Consider the following 19,415-nt stretch of genomic DNA (forward strand, 5'->3'; position numbering starts at 1 on the left):
ATAAAAAATGTTGGTTGCGTTCACACAGATAACAACATTTTGATGTAGCCTGAATCACCCTGACGCAAAAAAAAGGATTTCCAGCCATGTCTGATATCGGCAAGTCGGTTGGCCAGTTTATCGTCGAAACCCAGCGAGCTCATCAAGACTCTACCGGTGATTTATCGGGACTGCTGAATGATATTGTCAGTGCCTGTAAAAAAATATCGCACCTGGTTGGTCGTAGCGGCTTAATAGGGTTGGGCGGCTATGCTGATTCAGAAAATGTGCAGGGTGAAACCCAAAAAAAACTCGATATCATCAGTAATGATGTGATGATTGATCATCTTAAGTGGACCGGGCATCTAGCTGCCATGGCCTCAGAGGAAATCGAAGATATCATCCATATTCCGGCTAAATTTCCCAAAGGCCGTTATCTGATTTGTTTTGATCCGCTTGATGGTTCATCAAATATTGATGTTAACCAGTCCGTCGGTAGTATTTTTTCTATCTTGCGTTATGACGGCAAAAACAAAAATCCAACCCTAAAAGACTTTTTACAACCGGGCACAAAACAAGTTTGCGCGGGTTTTACTGTTTATGGTCCGGCAACTACCTTGGTGCTGACCATAGGTAATGGCGTAAATGGTTTTACCCTTGATCGTGATGTCGGTGAGTTTATTTTGACCCACCCAAATATGCGCATCGCTAAAGATACGGCTGAGTTTGCTATTAATATGTCTAACGAACGTTTCTGGGAAGTGCCGGTTAAACAGTATGTCGATGAATGTGTGCAAGGCACAGATGGCGAGCGTGAGAAAAACTTCAATATGCGTTGGGTCGCATCAATGGTTGCTGAGGTATATCGCTTACTGACGCGTGGTGGTGTGTTTATGTATCCCATCGACAGCAAAATAGCCAAACAGGGCGGTAAATTACGTCTGTTATATGAGGCCAACCCGATGAGTTTTATTGTTGAACAAGCGGGTGGCTTAAGTACCACAGGAACTGAGCGGATCTTATCGATTCAACCCACTGAATTACATCAACGTGTTCCGGTCATCATGGGCTCACAAAACGAAGTTGAGCGAATTGTTCGTTACCATCAAGCTGTAAATGTTTCCTAAATCGATACGCATTGTGTTGACGCTAGCCATGTTTATGGCGAGTTATGTGTTGTGTTGGTTGTTACTGTTGATATCTAGCTTGGGTGTTTTGGGTGGCGCTGCAAATTTGATGGCCTTAATCGTGGCTTTATGTGTGGCATCTCGTATTTGGCCTAAAACACAGACATGGCCACAGTCTTTGCTCGGTTGGACATTAGCCGGTAGTTTGTTACTGGGTTTAATCGGATTTGTAGCTGGGTATTTTGGCCCAATGTTATTGGCACCAGATGCGCCACAAGGGCCATTACTAGGTGTTTTTGTAACGGGACCAATGTCTTTGGTTTAGGTGGCATTATCGGCTTGTTAATAGGCTTTAGACGCCGCTATCGATTAACCGTTGAGGAAGTGTAATGGGTGAGGCAATCGGTGGATTAGGGATCATCTGGATCCTGTTTTTACTTATTTTAGGTGTGCTGTGGTTTTTGTTGCCTTTTGCTATCTTTGGTACCAAAGACAGATTGCGGGATTTAATCGAAGAGAGTCGCCGTGGAAACCAAGAACTTGCGGCGATTCGTAAGCAACTCAGCGATATTCAACAATCTTTAAAAGATAAAAACTGATTTTCTATCCTTTGTGATACAAATGCGCCTGATAGTGAGTTAAACCCCCAGCGTGTTTACGCTAAGCGCAGTGACTGTTTCTGGAGTTAACGTTATGCCAAGTTTGTTTGTGGTGCTGTTTATCGTGTCATTGATCCCGATTACATTGGCCGTAATAGGGGGCGTTTTAAGACTTAAGCAGTTTGGTAAGTTTGATAATCACCACCCAAGACAACAACAGGCACAAATGACTGGTTTAGCCGCGCGTATTTATGGCGCTCAGCAAAATGCTTGGGAAGCATTGGTTTTTTATTCCGTTGCTTGCATGTTGGCGTTCTTTTCCAGCATCGATCTGTATTCGCTTGGTTATGCCGCCGTACTGTTTTTATGCTGCCGTTTATTACACCCAATTTTTTACGCTTTAAATCAACCAACTTACCGTTCTTTGGTGTTTTTGGTTGGCTGGTTAGCCAACCTTTACATCGTGGTGAAATCGTTTTTGTCGATAAGTATTTAGCTTGATGCGTTAGATCATTTAGGGGATAAACAAAGTGCTTATGGTTTGTATTGGGTCGGGCAATAAGCACGACTCACAGCTGGGTCTCTTAATTGACGATGTTTGGTTTTTCGACCACTGACACGAGCACGCCAGACTTTAAATGAGCCAGATTTTAACTCTCGGCGCATCAGTGCGATGGTTGCTGCTTCATTGAGCCCAAACAACTGTTCAATGGCTTCAAATGGCGTGCGATCCTCCCAAGCCATCTCAATTATTCGATCAATATCACCCAAATTCATCAGCTAATTGCCTTTTCCCGACCTCGTTTGGTCAGCGATAGAACATAAATCAGCAGGCAGGGTAAGAAGGTCAATGTAATGATCATCGATACAAAAATACCGACAAGCACGACAATACCAACGCCGCGATAGAGTTCAGTACCCGCTCCCGGGATAAACACAAGAGGTGCTAGTCCAAAGATGGTGGTTAATGTCGACATCAAAATTGGACGAAGACGTGTCGCTACGGCCTGGTTCACGGCTTCATGAATGGTAATACCAGCATTCATTAAATTACGTCTTGCTTGTTCAACAATCAGTATCGGGTTGTTAACTACCGTACCTAACAAGATGACAAAACCGAGCATGGTAATCATGTCGAAAGCTTGGATAATCGGCGGCAATCCAAACAACCCAAGCAATGGGCCAGCATTATTAATGCCGACCAGTCCGACAATACTGGCTGCAATGCCTAACGGCACCGTGGCTAAAATTATTAGCGGGTAACCCCAGTGCGAGAAAATAGCGACCAACAGCAGATAGATCAGAACGACCGCCACCATTAAGTTTTCAGATAAAGATTCTCGCGTGGCATCTAACTGATCTGACGCGCCAGAAATACTTAAGCTAACGCCTTTTGCTATTTCCCCCTCACTTTGCATAGCAGGGATCATCTCATCACGGACTTTATTCACAGCAGTTTCTAATGCCACATCTCGAGGCGGAATAATCAACAGCGTGACCGTACGTCGACCATCGATACGACGAAGATTGTCACTATCGATGGTTTCCACTAGATCGGCGAGTGCATTTAAAGGCAGAACATTTTGGTTTGGTGTAGTAACAGAAAGTGTTGCCAGTCCGGCTAAGTCTTGTTGTTGACCGGCACGGCTGTATAAAAAGATATCAACCTTGTCGTCATCAATAAAAAACTCATCGACAAACGCACCATCACTGAGCGCTGCAACGGAAAAACCAAAATCATCAGCGGTAAAACCAACTTCCGCTAAACGGTGCCAGCGAGGGCGAATTTCGATCAGCGGTTGATCCAGTGATAAAGAGGCTGGAATAGAATCAATTTGTGGGTTTTCAAATAAAGACTCAGCTCGGGCAAATGCATTTGATGCCGTCGAATACAGATCAGTCATATCTGGACCTGAAATATCGAGGTTAACCGCTCGGGTACCACCTTGATTACTAGAAATAATCGAGCCCCTACTCGAAAAGGCGCGCATACCCGGGTAGCTTTCAAACAACTCGGTAAGTTTGTCCATCATCTCATCTATATCAGATGAAAGCTTCGGCTCACTTAAAACTCGGATACCTGTTGGTGACACCCGAACAAAATAGTAAGAAATCGCTGGAATAGGCGCTTCGCCACGATGAAATGCCTCAGGTTCGGCTTTTCTCGCGGCGGACAATACATCATTAATTTCCCGGCCAATTTTTAACATTTCCGTTAAGTTGGTGCCGGGTGGTGGTGTCATGCTGGTAAAGGCTTTGGGTTCTTCACCTTCAGGTAAGTATTCTGCTGGCGGCATCAAATACCAAGCGGCAACCACGGTTACAGAAAACATAAAGACGATGGTGATGATACGGCGTAAATTGCCAGCCGTTAACCAGCTTATACTTTTGAGCATCAAACCTGGCTTATGCAAATCATCTAGGCTCTTACTATTGCCACTGCCTAAACCAAAACGAGCACAAGCAGCAGGTACCACAGCCACAGCAAATAACATTGATCCCAAAATCGCGATAGAAATAGCGATGGCAATATCGGAATACAGTTGACCGGCTTCTTCTTGCACCAGTAATACCGGTAAGAATACCAACACCGTTGTTAAGCTTGAGGCTAAAACTGCGGTCCAAACTTCGCGAACACCTGTGATGGCCGCCTCAATACGATCTAATCCACGTCGCCTTGCTTGTTCAATACTTTCGAGCACCACGATGGTGTTATCTACCGTCATACCGATGGCAAAAGCGATACCGGCCAGAGAAATAACATTGATCGTACGTTCAAAAACCAATAACCCTAAAAAGGCTGCGATAACGCAAACCGGCATACCCATTAGGCCGATCAATGTGCCACGAGCAGTGCGCAAGAAAGCAAACAAAATCAGGGTGGCGAGTAGGGCGCCTAACAGAAGGTTTTGCGAAACGTTGAGAATGGATGATTCGACATAACGCACATCATCACTTAATAGGGTGATCTCCAGCCCATTCGGGTGAAGCAAGTCTTCACGCATGGTTTCGACGACTTGCAACATCTCATATTTGATATCAATAACGTTGGAGCCAGACTCACGTTTAACAGCTAAGTTTAACGCGCGCTCATCATTGATAATGGCTTGCTCGCGTGACTCAAAGTGATCAAGCCTTACGGTCGCAACGTCTTTCAGCAAAATATCCGTGCCATTGCGGTGTGCCAGAATCATATTTTCTAATTCAGCTACCGAGTCAAAGCGACCAACTGTTCTCAGTAAATATCGCCGTGAACCATCATCAATATCACCGGCTGAGGTATCACTATTTCGGGCACGAATGGCATCTCGAACTTCGGTGAGGTGAATACCTCGTTGCGCCAACTTAGCGGCATCAACAAACACCTGCATTTGTCTTTCTGCGCCACCGCGTAATTGAACTTCTGATACCCCGCTGACACGCTCCATTTGGGTTCGGACATTGTCATCAACAAAGTCGGTGATCATGTCTAAGTCGAGATTTAATGGGTTACCCGGCAGTGGTGTTATCGCAAAGTAAAGGAAGGCATTTTCTGAAAATGAACTGCTGCGAATGCTTGGTTGGTCAACATTTTCAGGGTAACTCGGCACCTGACTCAATGCATTAGAGACCTCAATCAGAATCTCATTGATATCAACACCAAAAGGAAACTCGAGCTCAATAACGGCGTAGCTGGTTTCTGCGATGGATTCCATCCGTCTTAGATTTGGAATATTTCTAAGATACCGCTCTTGTTCGATGAGAATTTCTTTCTCAATATCTTGTGGTGTAGCGCCCGGCCATTGTGTGACCACACTAACCATCCGGGTGTCTAAATCGGGGATCATTTGCACCGGGATAAGTCGAGCGGCAGCGATCCCTAAAACACAGATAATAAGAACGATAACGGTTAATAATTTGCCGTTGCGGATTGGCGCTTCAAGCATGAGCGGTGTCCTTATTCCCGATCTTCAACAATACGAACGGTGACACCATTCTGTAGCACTTCATTACCACGTAAAACCACACGATCCTGTTGTGTAATACCGGTAGTGATAATGGCGGTACGATTATCTTCTTGGCTGACTTTGACGTGTTTACGAACAGCTTTATTATCTTCATCAATCACAAAAACACTGCGTCCGCCATCAGGGTGCCTAAACACAGCATCACGCGGGATTGATAAACCGGGTAGCGCGCCGCGTTGCAGTTTAATCTCAGCAGTTGCCGAGGTGCCAGGTAATAACGCAGCCTCGTTTTCGTCCAAAAGAATACGCACTAAAAAGGATCTGGCTTGGGCATTACTAACCGGTACTAAGGCGGCAATTTTGCCGGTTAGTTGCTCGCCTGGACGCGCATCGGGAAAAACGGTAACGGTACTGCCTTCACGAATACTAGAAAACTGCTCTTGTGGTGCATTAACATCAAGGCGAACCCTGTCTACAGCAACCAATTCCAGCACTTGATCACCACGGTTAACCCATTCACCCGCTTCAGTCATTTTGGCACTAATGACACCATTAAACGGTGCCGGTAAAACATGGCGGCGTAACTCTTCAGCTCGAGTGTTTTCATTGGCTTTGGCTGCGGCAAATGCTGCTTCAGCAAGTGCTAAGTTAGCTTCACGGTTAGCAAGCTCTGTTGCTGAAATATAATTTTCACCACGTAAACGCTGTGCTTCTTGGACTAATCGTCGGGCTTCTAACACGCTGGCATCAGCTTCTCGGGTAGATGCTTTAGCTTGCTTAAGTTGTTGTTCGCTAATAGCGGGATCTAAACGGAGTAAAACATCGCCTTGTTTCACTTCATAGCCTGCATCAACTAACACCTCTTTCACCAACCCATCCATTCTTGGCGACAACATAGCTTGTTTTTCTGCGGTGAGAGAACCAGATAAGGTTAACGTTTCGGATAGGTCTGCAATAACCGGTGTCACTACCGTAACCGGTGGGGTTTCAGCACGGGTTAACGGGGATGTCAGGAGCATTAATAAGCCAATCCCTGACAGCCAAATAGATACTTTTGGCATATGTGTCACTTTAATCATGATGTCCTGACATTTTGAAATACCCTGTAGTGAGCAATTACAGGTGCTTTAAGTTCCCAATCGATGCTAACACAGGAAGATTACCTATACGCAGATGGAATTGTGTCAAAATGCGGGTTATAAAGTTTTGAGGAAACATGATGACAATTAGGGCTTTATTTAAGAACTGGGCCGCACATTACTTATCAGACGAAGAGGGGGTGATTCTCCTTGTTGTTTTGATACTTGGCTTTGCTGTTGTGATTTTACTTGGCGGCATGTTGGCACCATTCTTAACCGCGCTGGTACTCGCATTTATGCTGCAAGGCGTCATTAACATGCTCACCAGGCGAAAAGTACCTGAATGGCTGGCAGTCACTATTGTTTACCTTGGATTTATTGGTGCCATGTTGTCGATGGCATTCATTCTCTTGCCCTTACTTTGGGATCAGTTGGTGAATTTGGTACAGGAGCTTCCACGAATGCTATCGAGCGGGCAGCTATGGTTAGATGGTATTCAGGCCAAGTATCCAAACCTCATTACCCCAGATCAATTACAAAACTGGATCAGTGCTGCAGGAAGAGAGTTATCTCAGTTTGGACATCGTATTTTGACAAGCTCACTGTCATCGTTAGGTAACTTGGTCGGCTTAATCGTCTATTTGGTTTTAGTGCCAATTTTAGTCTTCTTTTTGTTGAAAGATCGTCAACAATTAACCGATTTTGCGTTATCGCTGTTACCGGAAAAACGTGGTTTGATGACCCGTGTCTGGCATGAAATGGATGGCCAAATCGCTAACTATATTCGAGGTAAAACTATCGAAATTTTAATCGTCGGCATTATTGCTTACGTTATTTTTGCCGCCTTTGGTTTGCCTTATTCAGCATTGTTGGCGGTAATTGTGGGCATGTCAGTTTTGATTCCATTCATTGGCGCTGCGGTTGCCACCATTCCTGTTGCAGCAGTAGCTGGCTTTCATTTTGGTATGACCGAACAATTTGGCTATGTGCTTTTAGCTTACGGGATTTTGCAGGCATTAGACGGTAATGTGTTGGTGCCATTGTTGTTTTCTGAAGCAGTAAATCTTCACCCGGTTTCTATTATCTTGGCGGTGTTATTTTTTGGCGGAATATGGGGTGTTTGGGGCGTATTTTTTGCCATTCCTCTGGCGACTCTGATTAAAGCCTTGGTATTTGCTTGGCCCCGGGGAATGAAACATCAGCCCGTCACCGAGGAATAATCTCCCTATTTTGTTTTGATAGACGGAAAATAGCCGCGATATTGATTTAGATTAAGGTCGAGATACTTTTGGTTATTTAGCATGCTTTAAAACTTTTTCTAAAAGTATGTGTCACTTAAAAGTAGCGAAATCAATATATTGTGATAATAAGATTTAGTTTTTTGCAGTAATTTCACGAAAGTTAATAACTGGAGGATTTATGTTTAAGCAAAACGCAATTCTAGCCATGGGTATGGCCGGTGCACTGTTAACAGCACCAATGGCAATGGCTGAAACGCACACAGTGACAGCTCAAGGCATGGCCTTTCAGCCGCTAGTCATCAAAATTGCACCAGGTGATACGGTTTCTTGGGAAAACATGAGTACCCACAACGTTGAAATGATAGACGGCCTTATTCCAGAAGGCACGGACGCTTTCGTTTCCAAAATGAGCGAAGATTTCCAGCACACCTTTGAGCAAGAAGGTATTTACGTTTACAAATGTACTCCACACATCGGTGCAGGTATGGGCGGCGCCGTAATCGTTGGTGAACCTACTAACCTTGACGCTGTTAAGTCTCAGGATGTTAAAGGTGGTTTGAAACGTGTTGCTGATAAAGCAATCAAAGAAGCTGAAGCAATGTAAGCAGTTACTATCTAATTTAGTTTCATCAAAACGGTCGCTATTGCGGCCGTTTTTGTTTTGGGTATCCCACTTAAAAGCACTTCATTTAAAGATTACGTGTGATACCATTTGATAATGTTTCTCATTTAGATTAAGGGGCGTTATGAAGTTCATTCATTCTGTGGCGGCAGCCATTTTAAGCTTTGGTGTAGTCACGCTAAGTTATGCAGATCCGGTTGAACATTTCCAGGGTAAACCTGCTGAGAACTTAGCAGAAGCTGTTAATAACTTTAATGCAGGCAATCAGCGTCTTGCGAAGTTAATGGATAAAGAATCGTTAACAGCGGCAGATGTCGCGGCGATTCATAAACTGACCTATACGCTTGAGAATGCCTTGGCAAAGATTAATGCCGATTTAGATCAATTAGCCGTGACATTAGAAGCAATTCATTTGGGTTCTGAAGAGGGTGATGTGGAAAAAGTAAGTGTCGAGACAACAAAGTACTTAGCAGTCACCAATGATTTGTCAGGACTAAAATAAAAGGAACTGACAAAAGTTATCACCTGTCATAGCCTCAAATCAGATGTTTGAGGTTATGACGATGAAATTAATGGTTTTAACATCACTGTTGGCTTTTTCGAGCGTGGTTTTATCGGATGCTGTTACCGATGAACAGGGCATCGAGAATTATCAACAATGCATGTTTAGTGAATCAGTACAGAAAAAATTAGCCGATAGTGATGAGCCAATTAGTACCTATTGCACAATCCGCTATTTTGATACGGCGCCAACAGCGTTTCAGGCCAATGTATTACTCAACAATCTTGAAGACATGAAAGCGCAAGATCCCAAGTTTAAAGCCTTTTATGACAAAGTCAGGGAAAGTGGTAACAATGATATTTATACCGACAGACAAATTGTGTTGATGTATATCGATAAGCGAGAAGTACAAAAAGATTGAGAAGGCTAAATCACAAGATATTCTGACGAGACCACGCTTGGGCGTGGTTTTTTTGGACAAAAAAAAGCCCGTTACAGAACGGGCTTGCGGTAAAAAGGGAATGCAACCGGTGGTTCTGGGAGAGACCACCGGAGGTCATCAAAAAATTAATGGCATTCCATTCTCCGTCAATTCAGTACAACTTTTAGAAGTCGTAAGTAATACCACCGAAGAACAAACGTTCACGGCCAACTAACTTACCTTCGTTACGGCTCACCAAATATTCTTTATCAAAGAGATTTTCGGCAACAGCAAATAAGGTCACGCTAGAGTTTGGAATACGGTAGTTCATGCTGGCATTCCAAATGGTGTAGCTTGGAATAGTGCCTTCAATACCGTTACCTGTTTCAATACGGGTATTACCGTCATCAACAAATTGTTTGCTGACATGTTGCACACCAATACGTGCGTGCACGCCACTGCTATGCTCATAGCCAACATCCATATTTAACAGATGCTCTGGGGCATACTGCATGCGGTTGCCATTGATGGTTGGATCTGGGCCATCTTCATACTCTGCAGTCCACAAGTTGGTGTAAGCGGCTGAGATATAGAAGTTATTGGTGGTGTTATAAATATCACCAAAGTTAATGCGACCAGCGACCTCAAGACCTGTTTGTTTGCTATCACCACTGTTATCAAAAGTATCGCCAAAGTCGATCAGCGTATTTTGGATATCGTTGTGGAATAAGGTGGTTTCAAAAGCAATACCTTTGAAGTAATTGCTGCGAACACCCACTTCATACAAAGTGCTTTCTTCTGGATCGGCACGGCCACCATCATCGGTGAACTCACGATCTGCTCGAGCTGGTGCAATACCTTTATGAACACCGGCAAAAATAGTCGTGTTATCAATACCGTTCCATGCAACACCGAAGCTTGGTAAAAATTCGGTATATGACAAGCTTTCACGGTCTGTTGAATCAAACTCGTTGAACTCACTTTGGCTAACGTTTTCTACACGAAAACCTGGCGTGATCGCCCAGTTGTCACCAACATAGAAAGTATTTTGTGCAAAGTAAGACAGTGCACGCGTTTCTAGGTAAGCACCTTCACGATCTTCACCATTAATTAAAGCGAGATCGTAATCTTCACGCTGCGCCGTATTGGTAGCAAAAACTTGTTGGCGGTGAATGTTTTCACGGTGGTAACGGACACCGACGATCGCATCATTCTCTAGGCCAAATAAGTTATGACTGAAGTCAGCTCGAGTTTCTGCACCCCAAGTGTAGTATTGGCGTGGCGCATGACGACCACCACATAAATTGATATCTGCACCCTCGAGATCAGATGTCGTGGTGTTGCCATCATTATTAGTGTCGCCAATGGCGTCACAATTACGTAAGCGAGATTCCCACTGGCCATTAACTTCACGACCACTGTTGCTAGCACGTAGACCATTACGGAAAGTATCTGTGTAATAAGCTTGTGAAGACAGGCGGAAGTTATCGTTTACTTGGAATGCGTGAGTTAATTGAATCACATCACGATCTTGTTCCCAATCATCCAGATCAACCGTTGGATGTGAATAAGGATCACGATCATATTCATCACGAGTCAGATAGTTTTCAGTTTGGTTTCTACGGTCACGGGTATGGATCAGTTTCAAACCAATGGTTTGGCGATCTGTGATATCAAGCTCACCTTTAAAGCGATAGTCTTTAACATCAAACTCACTACCGTCATAAATGCCGTCACCTTTGTTTTGGGTAAAACCAAACATAAAGCCACCAACATCACCACCGTAGCCAATGTTGCCATCTAATAAACGATAATCTTGATTACCGAATGCTGAAGTGACACTACCTTCAACTTCGCCACTGCGTGGTACAGGCTTGGTAATAAAGTTAACGGCACCGCCTAATGTTTGTGGTCCGTATAGGATTTGGTTAGCGCCTTTGATGACTTCAACACGACTTAAAGCACTTGATGGTGTTGTGTAATGCACAACAGGATCACCGTAAGGTGCTAATTGCAGCGGTATACCGTCTTCCATCACCATCGTTTTTGCACTACGGCGTGGATTTTGGCCTCGAATACCAATATTGGTATCAAAGCCCATGCTGCCATCAGGTACGACATTTAAACCTGGAACGGTACGAAGTCTCTCAATATTTGAGATTGGACGTCGCTCTTCTAAGTACTCTTCATCAATAATGCTGTATGAGCCGGGAACGGCATCTAAACGATCTGGCAGAATGCCTGTGACCGTCATCTTGCCTGTCTCGACCGTTTCTTCCTCAGCCATAGCGGCATAAGGTGCCAGCAGTAGCGACGATAAAATCGCGCTGCTGATCAATTTTGGTTTGAAACTCATTTCTCTCTCCTGTGCGTAAAAAGCCCGAGCATCGTAGCGAGCACAGTAGAGTCACCCTATAGGAAATATTCCTAAAGGTGTGGTGGTTGTAATGGTTATAAACAACCGGTTTCCAGCGGGTTTAGCAGAGAAAAATGATGTGGTTAAAATCAACCATTTTTGAGTTTGGTTAATATGCCATCTAACTAACGTTTTATTTAAGTTTGAGGGGTGTGATGTTGAGATTGGTTACATATAACCAGTTCGCGTGGTAGCGAAAGAGAGTGCAAAGTGACCTTTTCGATGGTGATTAGGAAAAGGTCACTTTGTTGTTTTTTTGCGACTTAGTTAGTTGTTTTGGGTTTGTTTTTAGCTTTGCTCAGCGTGGTTTCCTGTTGCTGCGCTTGGTCATTCAAACGTTTTTTCTTTTTGGGTCGTTTGCGTTTAGGCGGTGTAATAACCTCTATCGACATCGGCTTCAGCGGTTGTGTTGGTGTAAAACCTGGTACTTCAACAATTGGGATGATTTCACCAATTAATCTTTGAATCGCGCGAAGTTGATCTTGCTCTTCAATACACACCAATGAAATTGCCTCACCAACCGCGCCAGCACGACCCGTTCGGCCAATTCGGTGAACATAATCTTCCGCCACATCTGGCAGATCAAAGTTGACGACATGCGGCAGTTTATCGATGTCTAGGCCACGTGCAGCAATATCTGTGGCAATTAAAGCTTGGAGTTTGCCAGATTTGAATTCAGCTAGAGCACGCGTACGCGCGCCTTGGCTTTTATTGCTATGAATGGCTGCGGCAGGCACACCAATATTATCTAGCTTTTTCGTGAGTTTATTGGCGCCATGTTTGGTTCGACAGAACACCAAAACCTGCGTCCAGTCGGGCTGGTTAATGAGTTCTGCGAGCAAAGCTGATTTTTGCCCTTTGTCGACAGGAATGATGCTTTGTTTAATGGCGCTGGCCGTCGTGTTCTGTGGCGCTACGGAGATTTCTTCGGGTTGTTGCATCAGACTTTTTGCTAGTTGCCTTATGGCCGGCGAGAAAGTAGCTGAAAATAACAATGTCTGACGCTTTGGCGGTAATAAGGCAATAATTTTGCGAATATCGTGAATAAATCCCATGTCGAGCATACGATCAGCTTCATCCAATACCAAGATTTCTAAATCATTAAAACGAATTGCATTTTGCTGATAGAGATCGAGCAACCTACCTGGCGTCGCAACCAAAATATCAGCGCCGCGACGAAGCTTCATCATTTGCGGGTTAATTTTCACGCCACCATAGACCACACAATGGCTTAAAGGCATAAATTGGCTGTAAGTCGAAACGCTTTCTGCCACTTGCGCAGCTAACTCTCTCGTTGGCGTCAGAATTAATGTGCGCGCACGATTGGCAGCTACTGGCTTACCGGTACTTAATCTTTGCAAAATAGGTAAAGTAAAGCTGGCCGTTTTGCCTGTACCGGTTTGGGCTGCTGCCAGCAGATCTTTACCCGTTAAAACTACGGGAATAGCCTTGCTTTGAATCGGGGTAGGTGATTGGTAGCCTTGTTTTTCAAGTGCACGAATAATGGGTTCAGCAAGGCCGAGTGTATCGAATGACATAATGTTTCCGAGGGGGTAAGTTGGGCGAGTTGATAACCCAAAAGAGAGATTGTCGTTTCTTCCAGATGATTATCTCATGAATAACGACAGGGCAAGAATCTAAGTCAATCTGCTTACGAACGAGTAAGAAATGATATGATCCATGACGATAAATCTTGGTATTAGGGAGATCCCATGCGTAAATCTAAAGCGATTATTTCAGCAGTAATCATTGCAGCCATTGCCATTTTTGTTGTGGCCGTAGTGTCTACCGTAATTACTGGCGGCAGTGAAAATTATCAACGTCCTTCAACAAGCCCAGTACCTTCAGTCTCGGAAGCTGACCCTGCCCCAGAATCATCAGCAACAGAAGAAGCTCAGGTTTCTGATGAGGCTCAAGCGGCGTTAGCTGATGAAGAAGCGGCTATGGAAGATAGCGTGACAGAAGAAGTGGTCGATGCCACATCAGAAGTTGTTGATTCTGCAACAGAAGCTGCAGTAGAAACATCTGAAGCGGTAGCGGATAAAGCCAATGAAGCCATTGCAGCTGCAGAAGAAGCGGCAGCGGAAGGTCGTGAACAAGCTGAGCAAATGCTAGAAGAAGTCTCGCAAGAAGCTGAAAAAGTAGTCGCTCCGCCAGCTGAAGAAGTTAAAGCAACTGGTAAGGTGCACACCGTCACAGCACAAGGTTTAGTTTATAACCCATTAGTCATTCAAATTGCACCGGGTGACAGTGTTGGTTGGACTAACATGAGCACTCATGACACACAATCTATCGAAGGCTTGATCCCTGAGGGCGCAGAGCCATGGCATTCAGCGATGAGTGAAAATTTCCAACGTACATTTACCCAGGAAGGAATCTATATTTATAAATGTACACCGCACTTTGGTGCGGGAATGGGCGGTGCCATTATTGTTGGCCAGCCAGTGAACTTAGAACAAGTACAAGCTTTTGATGCTAAAGGCGCGACCAAGCGTTTAGTCAGTAAAGCATTGCAAGTCGCTGAATCTATGTAATATTTCCACATTACTTAAATTCAAGTAATAAAACAAAGGCCCACATTTTATGTGGGCCTTTTTGTTTGCCATCAAAAAATACTTTTTTTCGCTAACACCTGCAGAAAAATTAATGTATCCTTGCACGCTTCCTGAGCAAGCTAACAAGTTTATTCAGGTCGCGGAGCGGTAGTTCAGTTGGTTAGAATGCTGGCCTGTCACGCCGGAGGTCGCGGGTTCGAGTCCCGTCCGCTCCGCCATTTTCTTTCACCCTTTCTGGGATGGGCTGTTATTGCAATAAACGGTCAATAGTTTCCAAAGAAATACTTTTTAAACGCGCAACAGATTTGGCTGTTTGTTTGTCTTGCGTAGTGTTATATCCCCAGTCAGCCAGCCAAAGCGAAACAGCAGTCAATGCTGGCTCAGCACTGACATCAATCAGTGTTGGCAACCGGTCTTCAACAAAACAAATCTCAGGATAGTCTTGGCTTAACGTGGTCAAGATAGCGGTTTTACTTTGTTTCCGCTCTAAGCCGAAAATTTGATCGGCAGATAGCTCGATACCATTGGCTGCCAAAATAGCTTTAACAAAACGCTCTTGCTTGGTCGTAATGATATACAGCTGTGGTGTCGGAATTTGCAGTAATAACGCGGCTAAACCTGGGTAAAGCGGATTATTGGCAATCCAGCCAGCAAAGTCTTCATTGATCCAATTGTCGCGAACGCGGCCGAATATAGACTTTAATGCCTCATCTGTTAGGCCCGACTGTTGTCTCGCGATATCAATTTGTTCACTGAAATTGTTTAGTAGTGAGTTTGTGGTTTGGCCATCGTACAAACGACGACAAATCAGTATTGCTTCAAAGCCAGTTTCAAGTGCTGGGCGAACCTGTTTAAAGCCGGATAAGACATGCTCAGGAATAGTTTCAGGTAATGACGGCCAAATCTCTTGAGCTGCAAGCCAAGCACTAAGACCGGTTTCTTGTGCGCTATCACAAATAACGCCATCAAAATCGAGTGCGTAAAGTGTTTTTTCCGACATCACAACAGACAGTGCTTGGCGTAGTCACCCGCCTCATTTGCTGTCCAGTCGCCCTTTGGTTTTTCTTTCATCATGACACACCAGTCGGTTGAGCCGACTTCTGGGCTACACCCAGAGGATATTAATGTGAGACCAAAAAGAAGGCCAACCAGCCAAGATTGTTTACGCATCTTGATGCTCCGAAAAGTGGTTTAACGTTGATAAACCAGCTTACCTTGGAACAAGGTATAAGCTGCTTGATGGCGAAATAGCCAGCCAGCAAAAGGACTGTTTTTACCCGCGCTAACAAGTTTGGATGGCTGACACTCAAAGTGAGCTGTTGGGTCAATGATGCAGATATCTGCAGTGGCGCCTACTTTTAACTGGCCAGCTTCAATACCAAGAATATCTGCAGGCTGACAAGTTAGTGCTGCTAAAGCAGTCATTAAATCCAGTTCATCATCTTCAACTAGTTTCAATGTCAGCGGTAGCAGTGTTTCCAAAGCAGAAATGCCGGGTGTGGTTTCAGCAAATGGGCCAAGCTTGGCATCAGCGTCTAAGGGTTGGTGGTGTGAGGCGATAGATTGCAAAACACCATCACGTAAACCTTGTTGTAATTGCTCGCGATCACGCACACTGCGTAAAGGCGGTAAAACGTGACTAAAGGCATCGTAATTACCCAAGTCATGTTCACAAAGATGTAAGTGGTGGGCACTGACATCTGCAGTAACTGGAAGACCTTTTTCTTGTGCTTCACGAATCATTTTGACCGCTCGACCAGTGGATATATTGTGAAAGTGAGCGCGTACTCCGGTTTGTTCAATTAGTAGCAAATCACGACTTACTGCGATGGTTTCAGCACTTTCCGGAATACCAGACAAGCCTAGTCTTGCACTGACAGTGCCTTCATGAACGCAGCCTTGTTTTTGTAACCAAGGATCAGCGGCATTAATGAAAACAGTTAAATCTAAGGTCGCGGCATATTCCAATGCCCGTCGCCAAACCACGCTGTTTTTAATGGCATTTAGGCCACTACTTACACCAACACAGCCAGCATTTTTTAATGCTGCCATCTCAGCTAATAATTCGCCATCGAGCTTTTGTGTGAGTGCACCAATGGTTAATACCATGACACGACCGGCTTTTTTAGCGCGATCTTCAATGAGCTCGATAACGGCAGGTGTATCAATCACCGGATCTGTATCGGGCGGTACTGCCAAGGTCGTGATGCCGCCTGCAGCTGCTGCTTTGGTTTCACTATCAATGGTTGCTGTATGTTCTTGACCGGGCTCACGCAGGCGCGCGCTGAGATCCACTAAACCAGGACAAACAATCATGCCGGTTGCATCGATCTCAATATCAGCATGAAAATTCGCTAAATGGTCGCCAATTGCAACGATTGTATCGTCTTCTATAAAAACTGACTGATTGGTATCAAGTTGGCTGGCGGGGTCAATAATACGGCCCCCTGAGATCAGCGTTTTCATGCTTCTGCCTCATGTAAATCAGATTGACTGCCTAGTGCCATAGACATAACGGCCATGCGGATGGCGATACCATGGGTGACCTGTTCCAAAATCACGGATTGTGGCCCGTCGGCGACTGATGAAGCGATTTCAACACCACGGTTAATGGGGCCTGGATGCATAACAATGGCATCAGGTTTGGCATAACGAAGTTTTTCTTCAGTTAAGCCAAAGCAGCGGAAATATTCTCTGGCACTGGGTAATAATGCGCCTTGCATACGTTCGAGTTGTAAACGCAGCATGATGACGACATCAACATCTTCAAGGCCGCTAGCCATGTCGTGATAAACATGTACGCCCATAGTGTGGCAATCACGAGGTAAGAGTGTTTGTGGGCCGATAACACGGATTTCACCGACACCTAATGTTGATAAGGCTTGGATCTGTGACCTTGCAACACGAGAGTGCAAAATATCGCCGACAATTGCGACGCGCAAATTGGCAAAGTCCTGTTTGTGGCGACGGATGGTGAACATGTCGAGCATGGCTTGTGTTGGGTGGGCGTGACAGCCATCACCAGCATTAATGACGCTTACATGGGGGGCGACATGTTGTGCGATAAACTCAGCGGCACCACTTTGGTTATGACGCACAACAAACATATCAGTATGCATCGACTCGAGGTTATGCAATGTATCGAGCAAGCTCTCACCTTTAGAGGTTGCTGAGGTGTTGATATTAAAGTTCATCACGTCAGCTGATAGACGCTTTGCGGCTAATTCAAAGGTAGAGCGGGTGCGTGTACTGTTTTCGAAAAACAGGTTAACAATAGTTTTACCGCGAAGTAATGGGACTTTTTTAACCTGACGGTTACCGATCCCAGAAAACTGCTCAGCACGGTCCATGATTTCGGTTAGCAATGGACGTTTAAGCCCTTCAATCGTTAGGAAGTGGCGTAAGTGGCCTTGATCAGTAAGTTGGTTACTGTGCATTGATTGCTCCGGCCTCACGAAGTTCTAGGTAGAGTCCATCGGCTTTACGAAGTTTGATTTGTTGACCTTTTTCTAGCGCAACTTTTGCACCGACAATATCCGGCATAATGGGCAGCTCACGACCATTTCGTTCAATCAACACCGCAAGGGTGACGGTCGCTGGACGACCATAATCAAAAATCTCATTTAATGCTGCCCGGGTGGTACGGCCGCTGTAAAAAACATCATCCACCAAAACTAAATGGCGATTATCGACGTCAAATGGCAAATCCGAGGGGGATACTTGTGGGTGCATGCCAATGCGTGTGAAATCATCACGGTAATAAGCAATATTTAGTGTGCCGAGCGGCGCATCAAAAAAGTCATCGCCAAGCAGTTTGAGTAGCTCTTGAGCAACCCAGACACCGCCGGTGTGGATACCAACGAGTAACGGTTTTTTATTGGCAAACTGCTCGCGCAGTGTATTTGCCATCTCTTCCAGCAGCGTTTGTATGTCTGCTTGTGTGCTTGGCATAGTCATTGTTGGTCCAACCATGATTGAAGAATAATTTGTGCTGACATGCGATCGACATCGCTGCGTTTGGCTGACTGAAACTTGTTTTTGAGGCCCATTGATGAGACCGCTTCGAAAGTTGTCAGCCTTTCATCTTGCCAGGCTACAGGGATATTAAAGCGATTGTTGAGCCGGTTGCCAAATTTCCTTGCAGATGCAGTCATTTGTTGTTCAGTGCCATCCATATTTAATGGCAAGCCAACCACCAATTGTTGTGGTTGCCACTGTTGGATGAGGTTTTCAATAAGTTGCCAATCGGGAATGCCATCTCGGGCTTTTAAAGCGACTAGTGCGCTAGCGGTGCCGGTTAGTTTTTGGCCAACAGCAACACCGATGTTTTTCATGCCGAAGTCAAACCCCATAACGGTACTAACAGTTGTCATGCATGTCCTGCATTATTGGTCATCAAATGAATATCGATACCTAATAGTTTAGCACTGGCTTCCCAACGTTCATCTGCCGGTGTATCAAATAATAGTTGGTGGTTAGCAGGAACAGTCAGCCAGCTATTTTCAGCCATTTCTTGCTCTAGCTGCCCTTCACCCCAACCAGCATAACCTAAGGTAACAAGTGCATTGCGAGGGCCTTTACTGCTGCCTAAATCCGGCAAGATATCGCTAGAGGTGGTCAGGAATAGATTTTCCTCAATGCCTAAAGTGCTTTTCCATTGTTCGCCACCATCGTGTAACACCATGCCTTGATCTTTTTTCACCGGGCCACCAAACAGCACCGTGCGGCTTTGTACCCACTCACTATGGTTATCAATGTGTAAATGGCCGAGAAGTTCTGTAAGTTGGATTTTGGTGGGGCGATTGATGATGATGCCCATTGCACCATTTTCATCATGTTCACAAAGATAAACGACAGAGTGATAGAAAAAAGTGTCGATGAGGTTTGGCATGGCGACCAAAAAATGATTTTTAAAATAATCTGCCAT

At 44.8% G+C, this 19,415-nt stretch carries 21 protein-coding genes and 1 tRNA gene; 10 read left to right on the forward strand and 12 right to left on the reverse strand.

Features of this window, described 5'->3' with window-relative positions; genetic code table 11:
* Positions 1-86: 86 nt before the first annotated feature.
* The 4 genes from OMP94_RS05685 (at position 87) to OMP94_RS05700 (ending at position 2,201) form a co-directional block, all read left to right on the forward strand.
* Positions 87-1,106, forward strand: coding sequence for a class 1 fructose-bisphosphatase (locus OMP94_RS05685; RefSeq protein ID WP_266277068.1), 1,020 nt, complete (start codon positions 87-89; stop codon positions 1,104-1,106).
* On the forward strand, positions 1,096-1,431 hold the full coding sequence (locus OMP94_RS05690; RefSeq protein ID WP_266277070.1) for a hypothetical protein: 336 nt from the start codon (positions 1,096-1,098) through the stop codon (positions 1,429-1,431). The genes OMP94_RS05685 and OMP94_RS05690 overlap by 11 nt, the downstream gene beginning before the upstream one ends.
* Positions 1,432-1,495: 64 nt before the next feature.
* Positions 1,496-1,705 carry a hypothetical protein gene (locus tag OMP94_RS05695; protein ID WP_266277072.1) on the forward strand — a complete coding sequence of 70 codons (210 nt, stop codon included), beginning with the start codon at positions 1,496-1,498 and terminating at the stop codon, positions 1,703-1,705.
* Between the two features lie 94 nt (positions 1,706-1,799).
* On the forward strand, positions 1,800-2,201 hold the full coding sequence (locus OMP94_RS05700) for an MAPEG family protein (RefSeq protein WP_266277074.1): 402 nt from the start codon (positions 1,800-1,802) through the stop codon (positions 2,199-2,201).
* A gap of 38 nt (positions 2,202-2,239) precedes the next feature.
* On the opposite strand, the gene OMP94_RS05705 is transcribed toward OMP94_RS05700, so the two are convergent.
* The 3 genes from OMP94_RS05705 to OMP94_RS05715 are packed head-to-tail and all read right to left on the reverse strand — an operon-like array spanning position 2,240 to position 6,731.
* Positions 2,240-2,482 carry a TIGR03643 family protein gene (locus tag OMP94_RS05705; protein WP_266277076.1) on the reverse strand — a complete coding sequence of 81 codons (243 nt, stop codon included), beginning with the start codon at positions 2,480-2,482 and terminating at the stop codon, positions 2,240-2,242.
* Entirely contained in the window at positions 2,482-5,631 is a 3,150-nt protein-coding gene (locus OMP94_RS05710; protein ID WP_266277078.1) for an efflux RND transporter permease subunit, read from the reverse strand. Before OMP94_RS05710 ends, OMP94_RS05705 begins: the two co-directional genes overlap by 1 nt.
* 11 nt (positions 5,632-5,642) lie before the next feature.
* Positions 5,643-6,731, reverse strand: coding sequence for an efflux RND transporter periplasmic adaptor subunit (locus OMP94_RS05715; protein ID WP_266277080.1), 1,089 nt, complete (start codon positions 6,729-6,731; stop codon positions 5,643-5,645).
* Between the two features lie 137 nt (positions 6,732-6,868).
* Between OMP94_RS05715 and OMP94_RS05720 the strand changes: the two genes are divergently transcribed.
* The 4 genes from OMP94_RS05720 (at position 6,869) to OMP94_RS05735 (ending at position 9,517) form a co-directional block, all read left to right on the forward strand.
* A complete protein-coding gene (locus tag OMP94_RS05720; RefSeq protein ID WP_266277082.1) occupies positions 6,869-7,951 on the forward strand; it encodes an AI-2E family transporter in 1,083 nt (360 codons plus the stop codon).
* Between the two features lie 199 nt (positions 7,952-8,150).
* A complete protein-coding gene (locus OMP94_RS05725; RefSeq protein ID WP_266277084.1) occupies positions 8,151-8,576 on the forward strand; it encodes a plastocyanin/azurin family copper-binding protein in 426 nt (141 codons plus the stop codon).
* Positions 8,577-8,718: 142 nt separating this feature from the next.
* On the forward strand, positions 8,719-9,096 hold the full coding sequence (locus tag OMP94_RS05730; RefSeq protein WP_266277086.1) for a DUF6746 family protein: 378 nt from the start codon (positions 8,719-8,721) through the stop codon (positions 9,094-9,096).
* 61 nt (positions 9,097-9,157) lie between these two features.
* A complete protein-coding gene (locus tag OMP94_RS05735; protein WP_266277088.1) occupies positions 9,158-9,517 on the forward strand; it encodes a hypothetical protein in 360 nt (119 codons plus the stop codon).
* 184 nt (positions 9,518-9,701) lie between these two features.
* Here the strand turns inward: OMP94_RS05735 and OMP94_RS05740 are convergent, their stop codons facing one another.
* Positions 9,702-11,873, reverse strand: coding sequence for a TonB-dependent receptor family protein (locus OMP94_RS05740; RefSeq protein WP_266277090.1), 2,172 nt, complete (start codon positions 11,871-11,873; stop codon positions 9,702-9,704).
* A 323-nt stretch (positions 11,874-12,196) separates the two neighbouring features.
* On the reverse strand, positions 12,197-13,471 hold the full coding sequence (locus tag OMP94_RS05745) for a DEAD/DEAH box helicase (protein WP_266277092.1): 1,275 nt from the start codon (positions 13,469-13,471) through the stop codon (positions 12,197-12,199).
* Positions 13,472-13,645: 174 nt separating this feature from the next.
* Between OMP94_RS05745 and OMP94_RS05750 the strand changes: the two genes are divergently transcribed.
* Positions 13,646-14,467 (forward strand): plastocyanin/azurin family copper-binding protein, encoded by an 822-nt coding sequence (locus tag OMP94_RS05750; RefSeq protein ID WP_266277094.1) that lies wholly within the window; start codon positions 13,646-13,648, stop codon positions 14,465-14,467.
* 162 nt (positions 14,468-14,629) lie between these two features.
* Positions 14,630-14,706, forward strand: a tRNA-Asp gene (locus OMP94_RS05755).
* A 29-nt stretch (positions 14,707-14,735) separates the two neighbouring features.
* On the opposite strand, the gene OMP94_RS05760 is transcribed toward OMP94_RS05755, so the two are convergent.
* The 7 genes from OMP94_RS05760 to OMP94_RS05790 are packed head-to-tail and all read right to left on the reverse strand — an operon-like array spanning position 14,736 to position 19,415.
* On the reverse strand, positions 14,736-15,488 hold the full coding sequence (locus OMP94_RS05760; protein WP_266277096.1) for an HAD family hydrolase: 753 nt from the start codon (positions 15,486-15,488) through the stop codon (positions 14,736-14,738).
* Positions 15,488-15,658 (reverse strand): DUF3012 domain-containing protein, encoded by a 171-nt coding sequence (locus tag OMP94_RS11315; RefSeq protein WP_416240446.1) that lies wholly within the window; start codon positions 15,656-15,658, stop codon positions 15,488-15,490. Before OMP94_RS11315 ends, OMP94_RS05760 begins: the two co-directional genes overlap by 1 nt.
* A 21-nt stretch (positions 15,659-15,679) precedes the next feature.
* Complete coding sequence (locus tag OMP94_RS05770) at positions 15,680-16,954, reverse strand: dihydroorotase (protein WP_266277098.1); 1,275 nt, start codon at positions 16,952-16,954, stop codon at positions 15,680-15,682.
* Complete coding sequence (locus OMP94_RS05775) at positions 16,951-17,925, reverse strand: aspartate carbamoyltransferase catalytic subunit (protein WP_266277100.1); 975 nt, start codon at positions 17,923-17,925, stop codon at positions 16,951-16,953. The genes OMP94_RS05770 and OMP94_RS05775 overlap by 4 nt, the downstream gene beginning before the upstream one ends.
* The gene (gene pyrR, locus OMP94_RS05780) at positions 17,915-18,445 is read right to left on the reverse strand and encodes a bifunctional pyr operon transcriptional regulator/uracil phosphoribosyltransferase PyrR (protein ID WP_266277102.1); all 531 of its coding nucleotides are present in this window, start codon (positions 18,443-18,445) and stop codon (positions 17,915-17,917) included. Before pyrR ends, OMP94_RS05775 begins: the two co-directional genes overlap by 11 nt.
* Positions 18,442-18,861: a Holliday junction resolvase RuvX gene (gene ruvX, locus OMP94_RS05785; protein WP_266277104.1), complete on the reverse strand. Its 420-nt coding sequence runs from the start codon at positions 18,859-18,861 to the stop codon at positions 18,442-18,444. The genes pyrR and ruvX overlap by 4 nt, the downstream gene beginning before the upstream one ends.
* Positions 18,858-19,415, reverse strand: coding sequence for a YqgE/AlgH family protein (locus OMP94_RS05790; protein ID WP_266277106.1), 558 nt, complete (start codon positions 19,413-19,415; stop codon positions 18,858-18,860). The genes ruvX and OMP94_RS05790 overlap by 4 nt, the downstream gene beginning before the upstream one ends.

This window comes from Methylophaga sp. OBS3, from assembly GCF_026319325.1.
Lineage (GTDB): Bacteria > Pseudomonadota > Gammaproteobacteria > Nitrosococcales > Methylophagaceae > Methylophaga.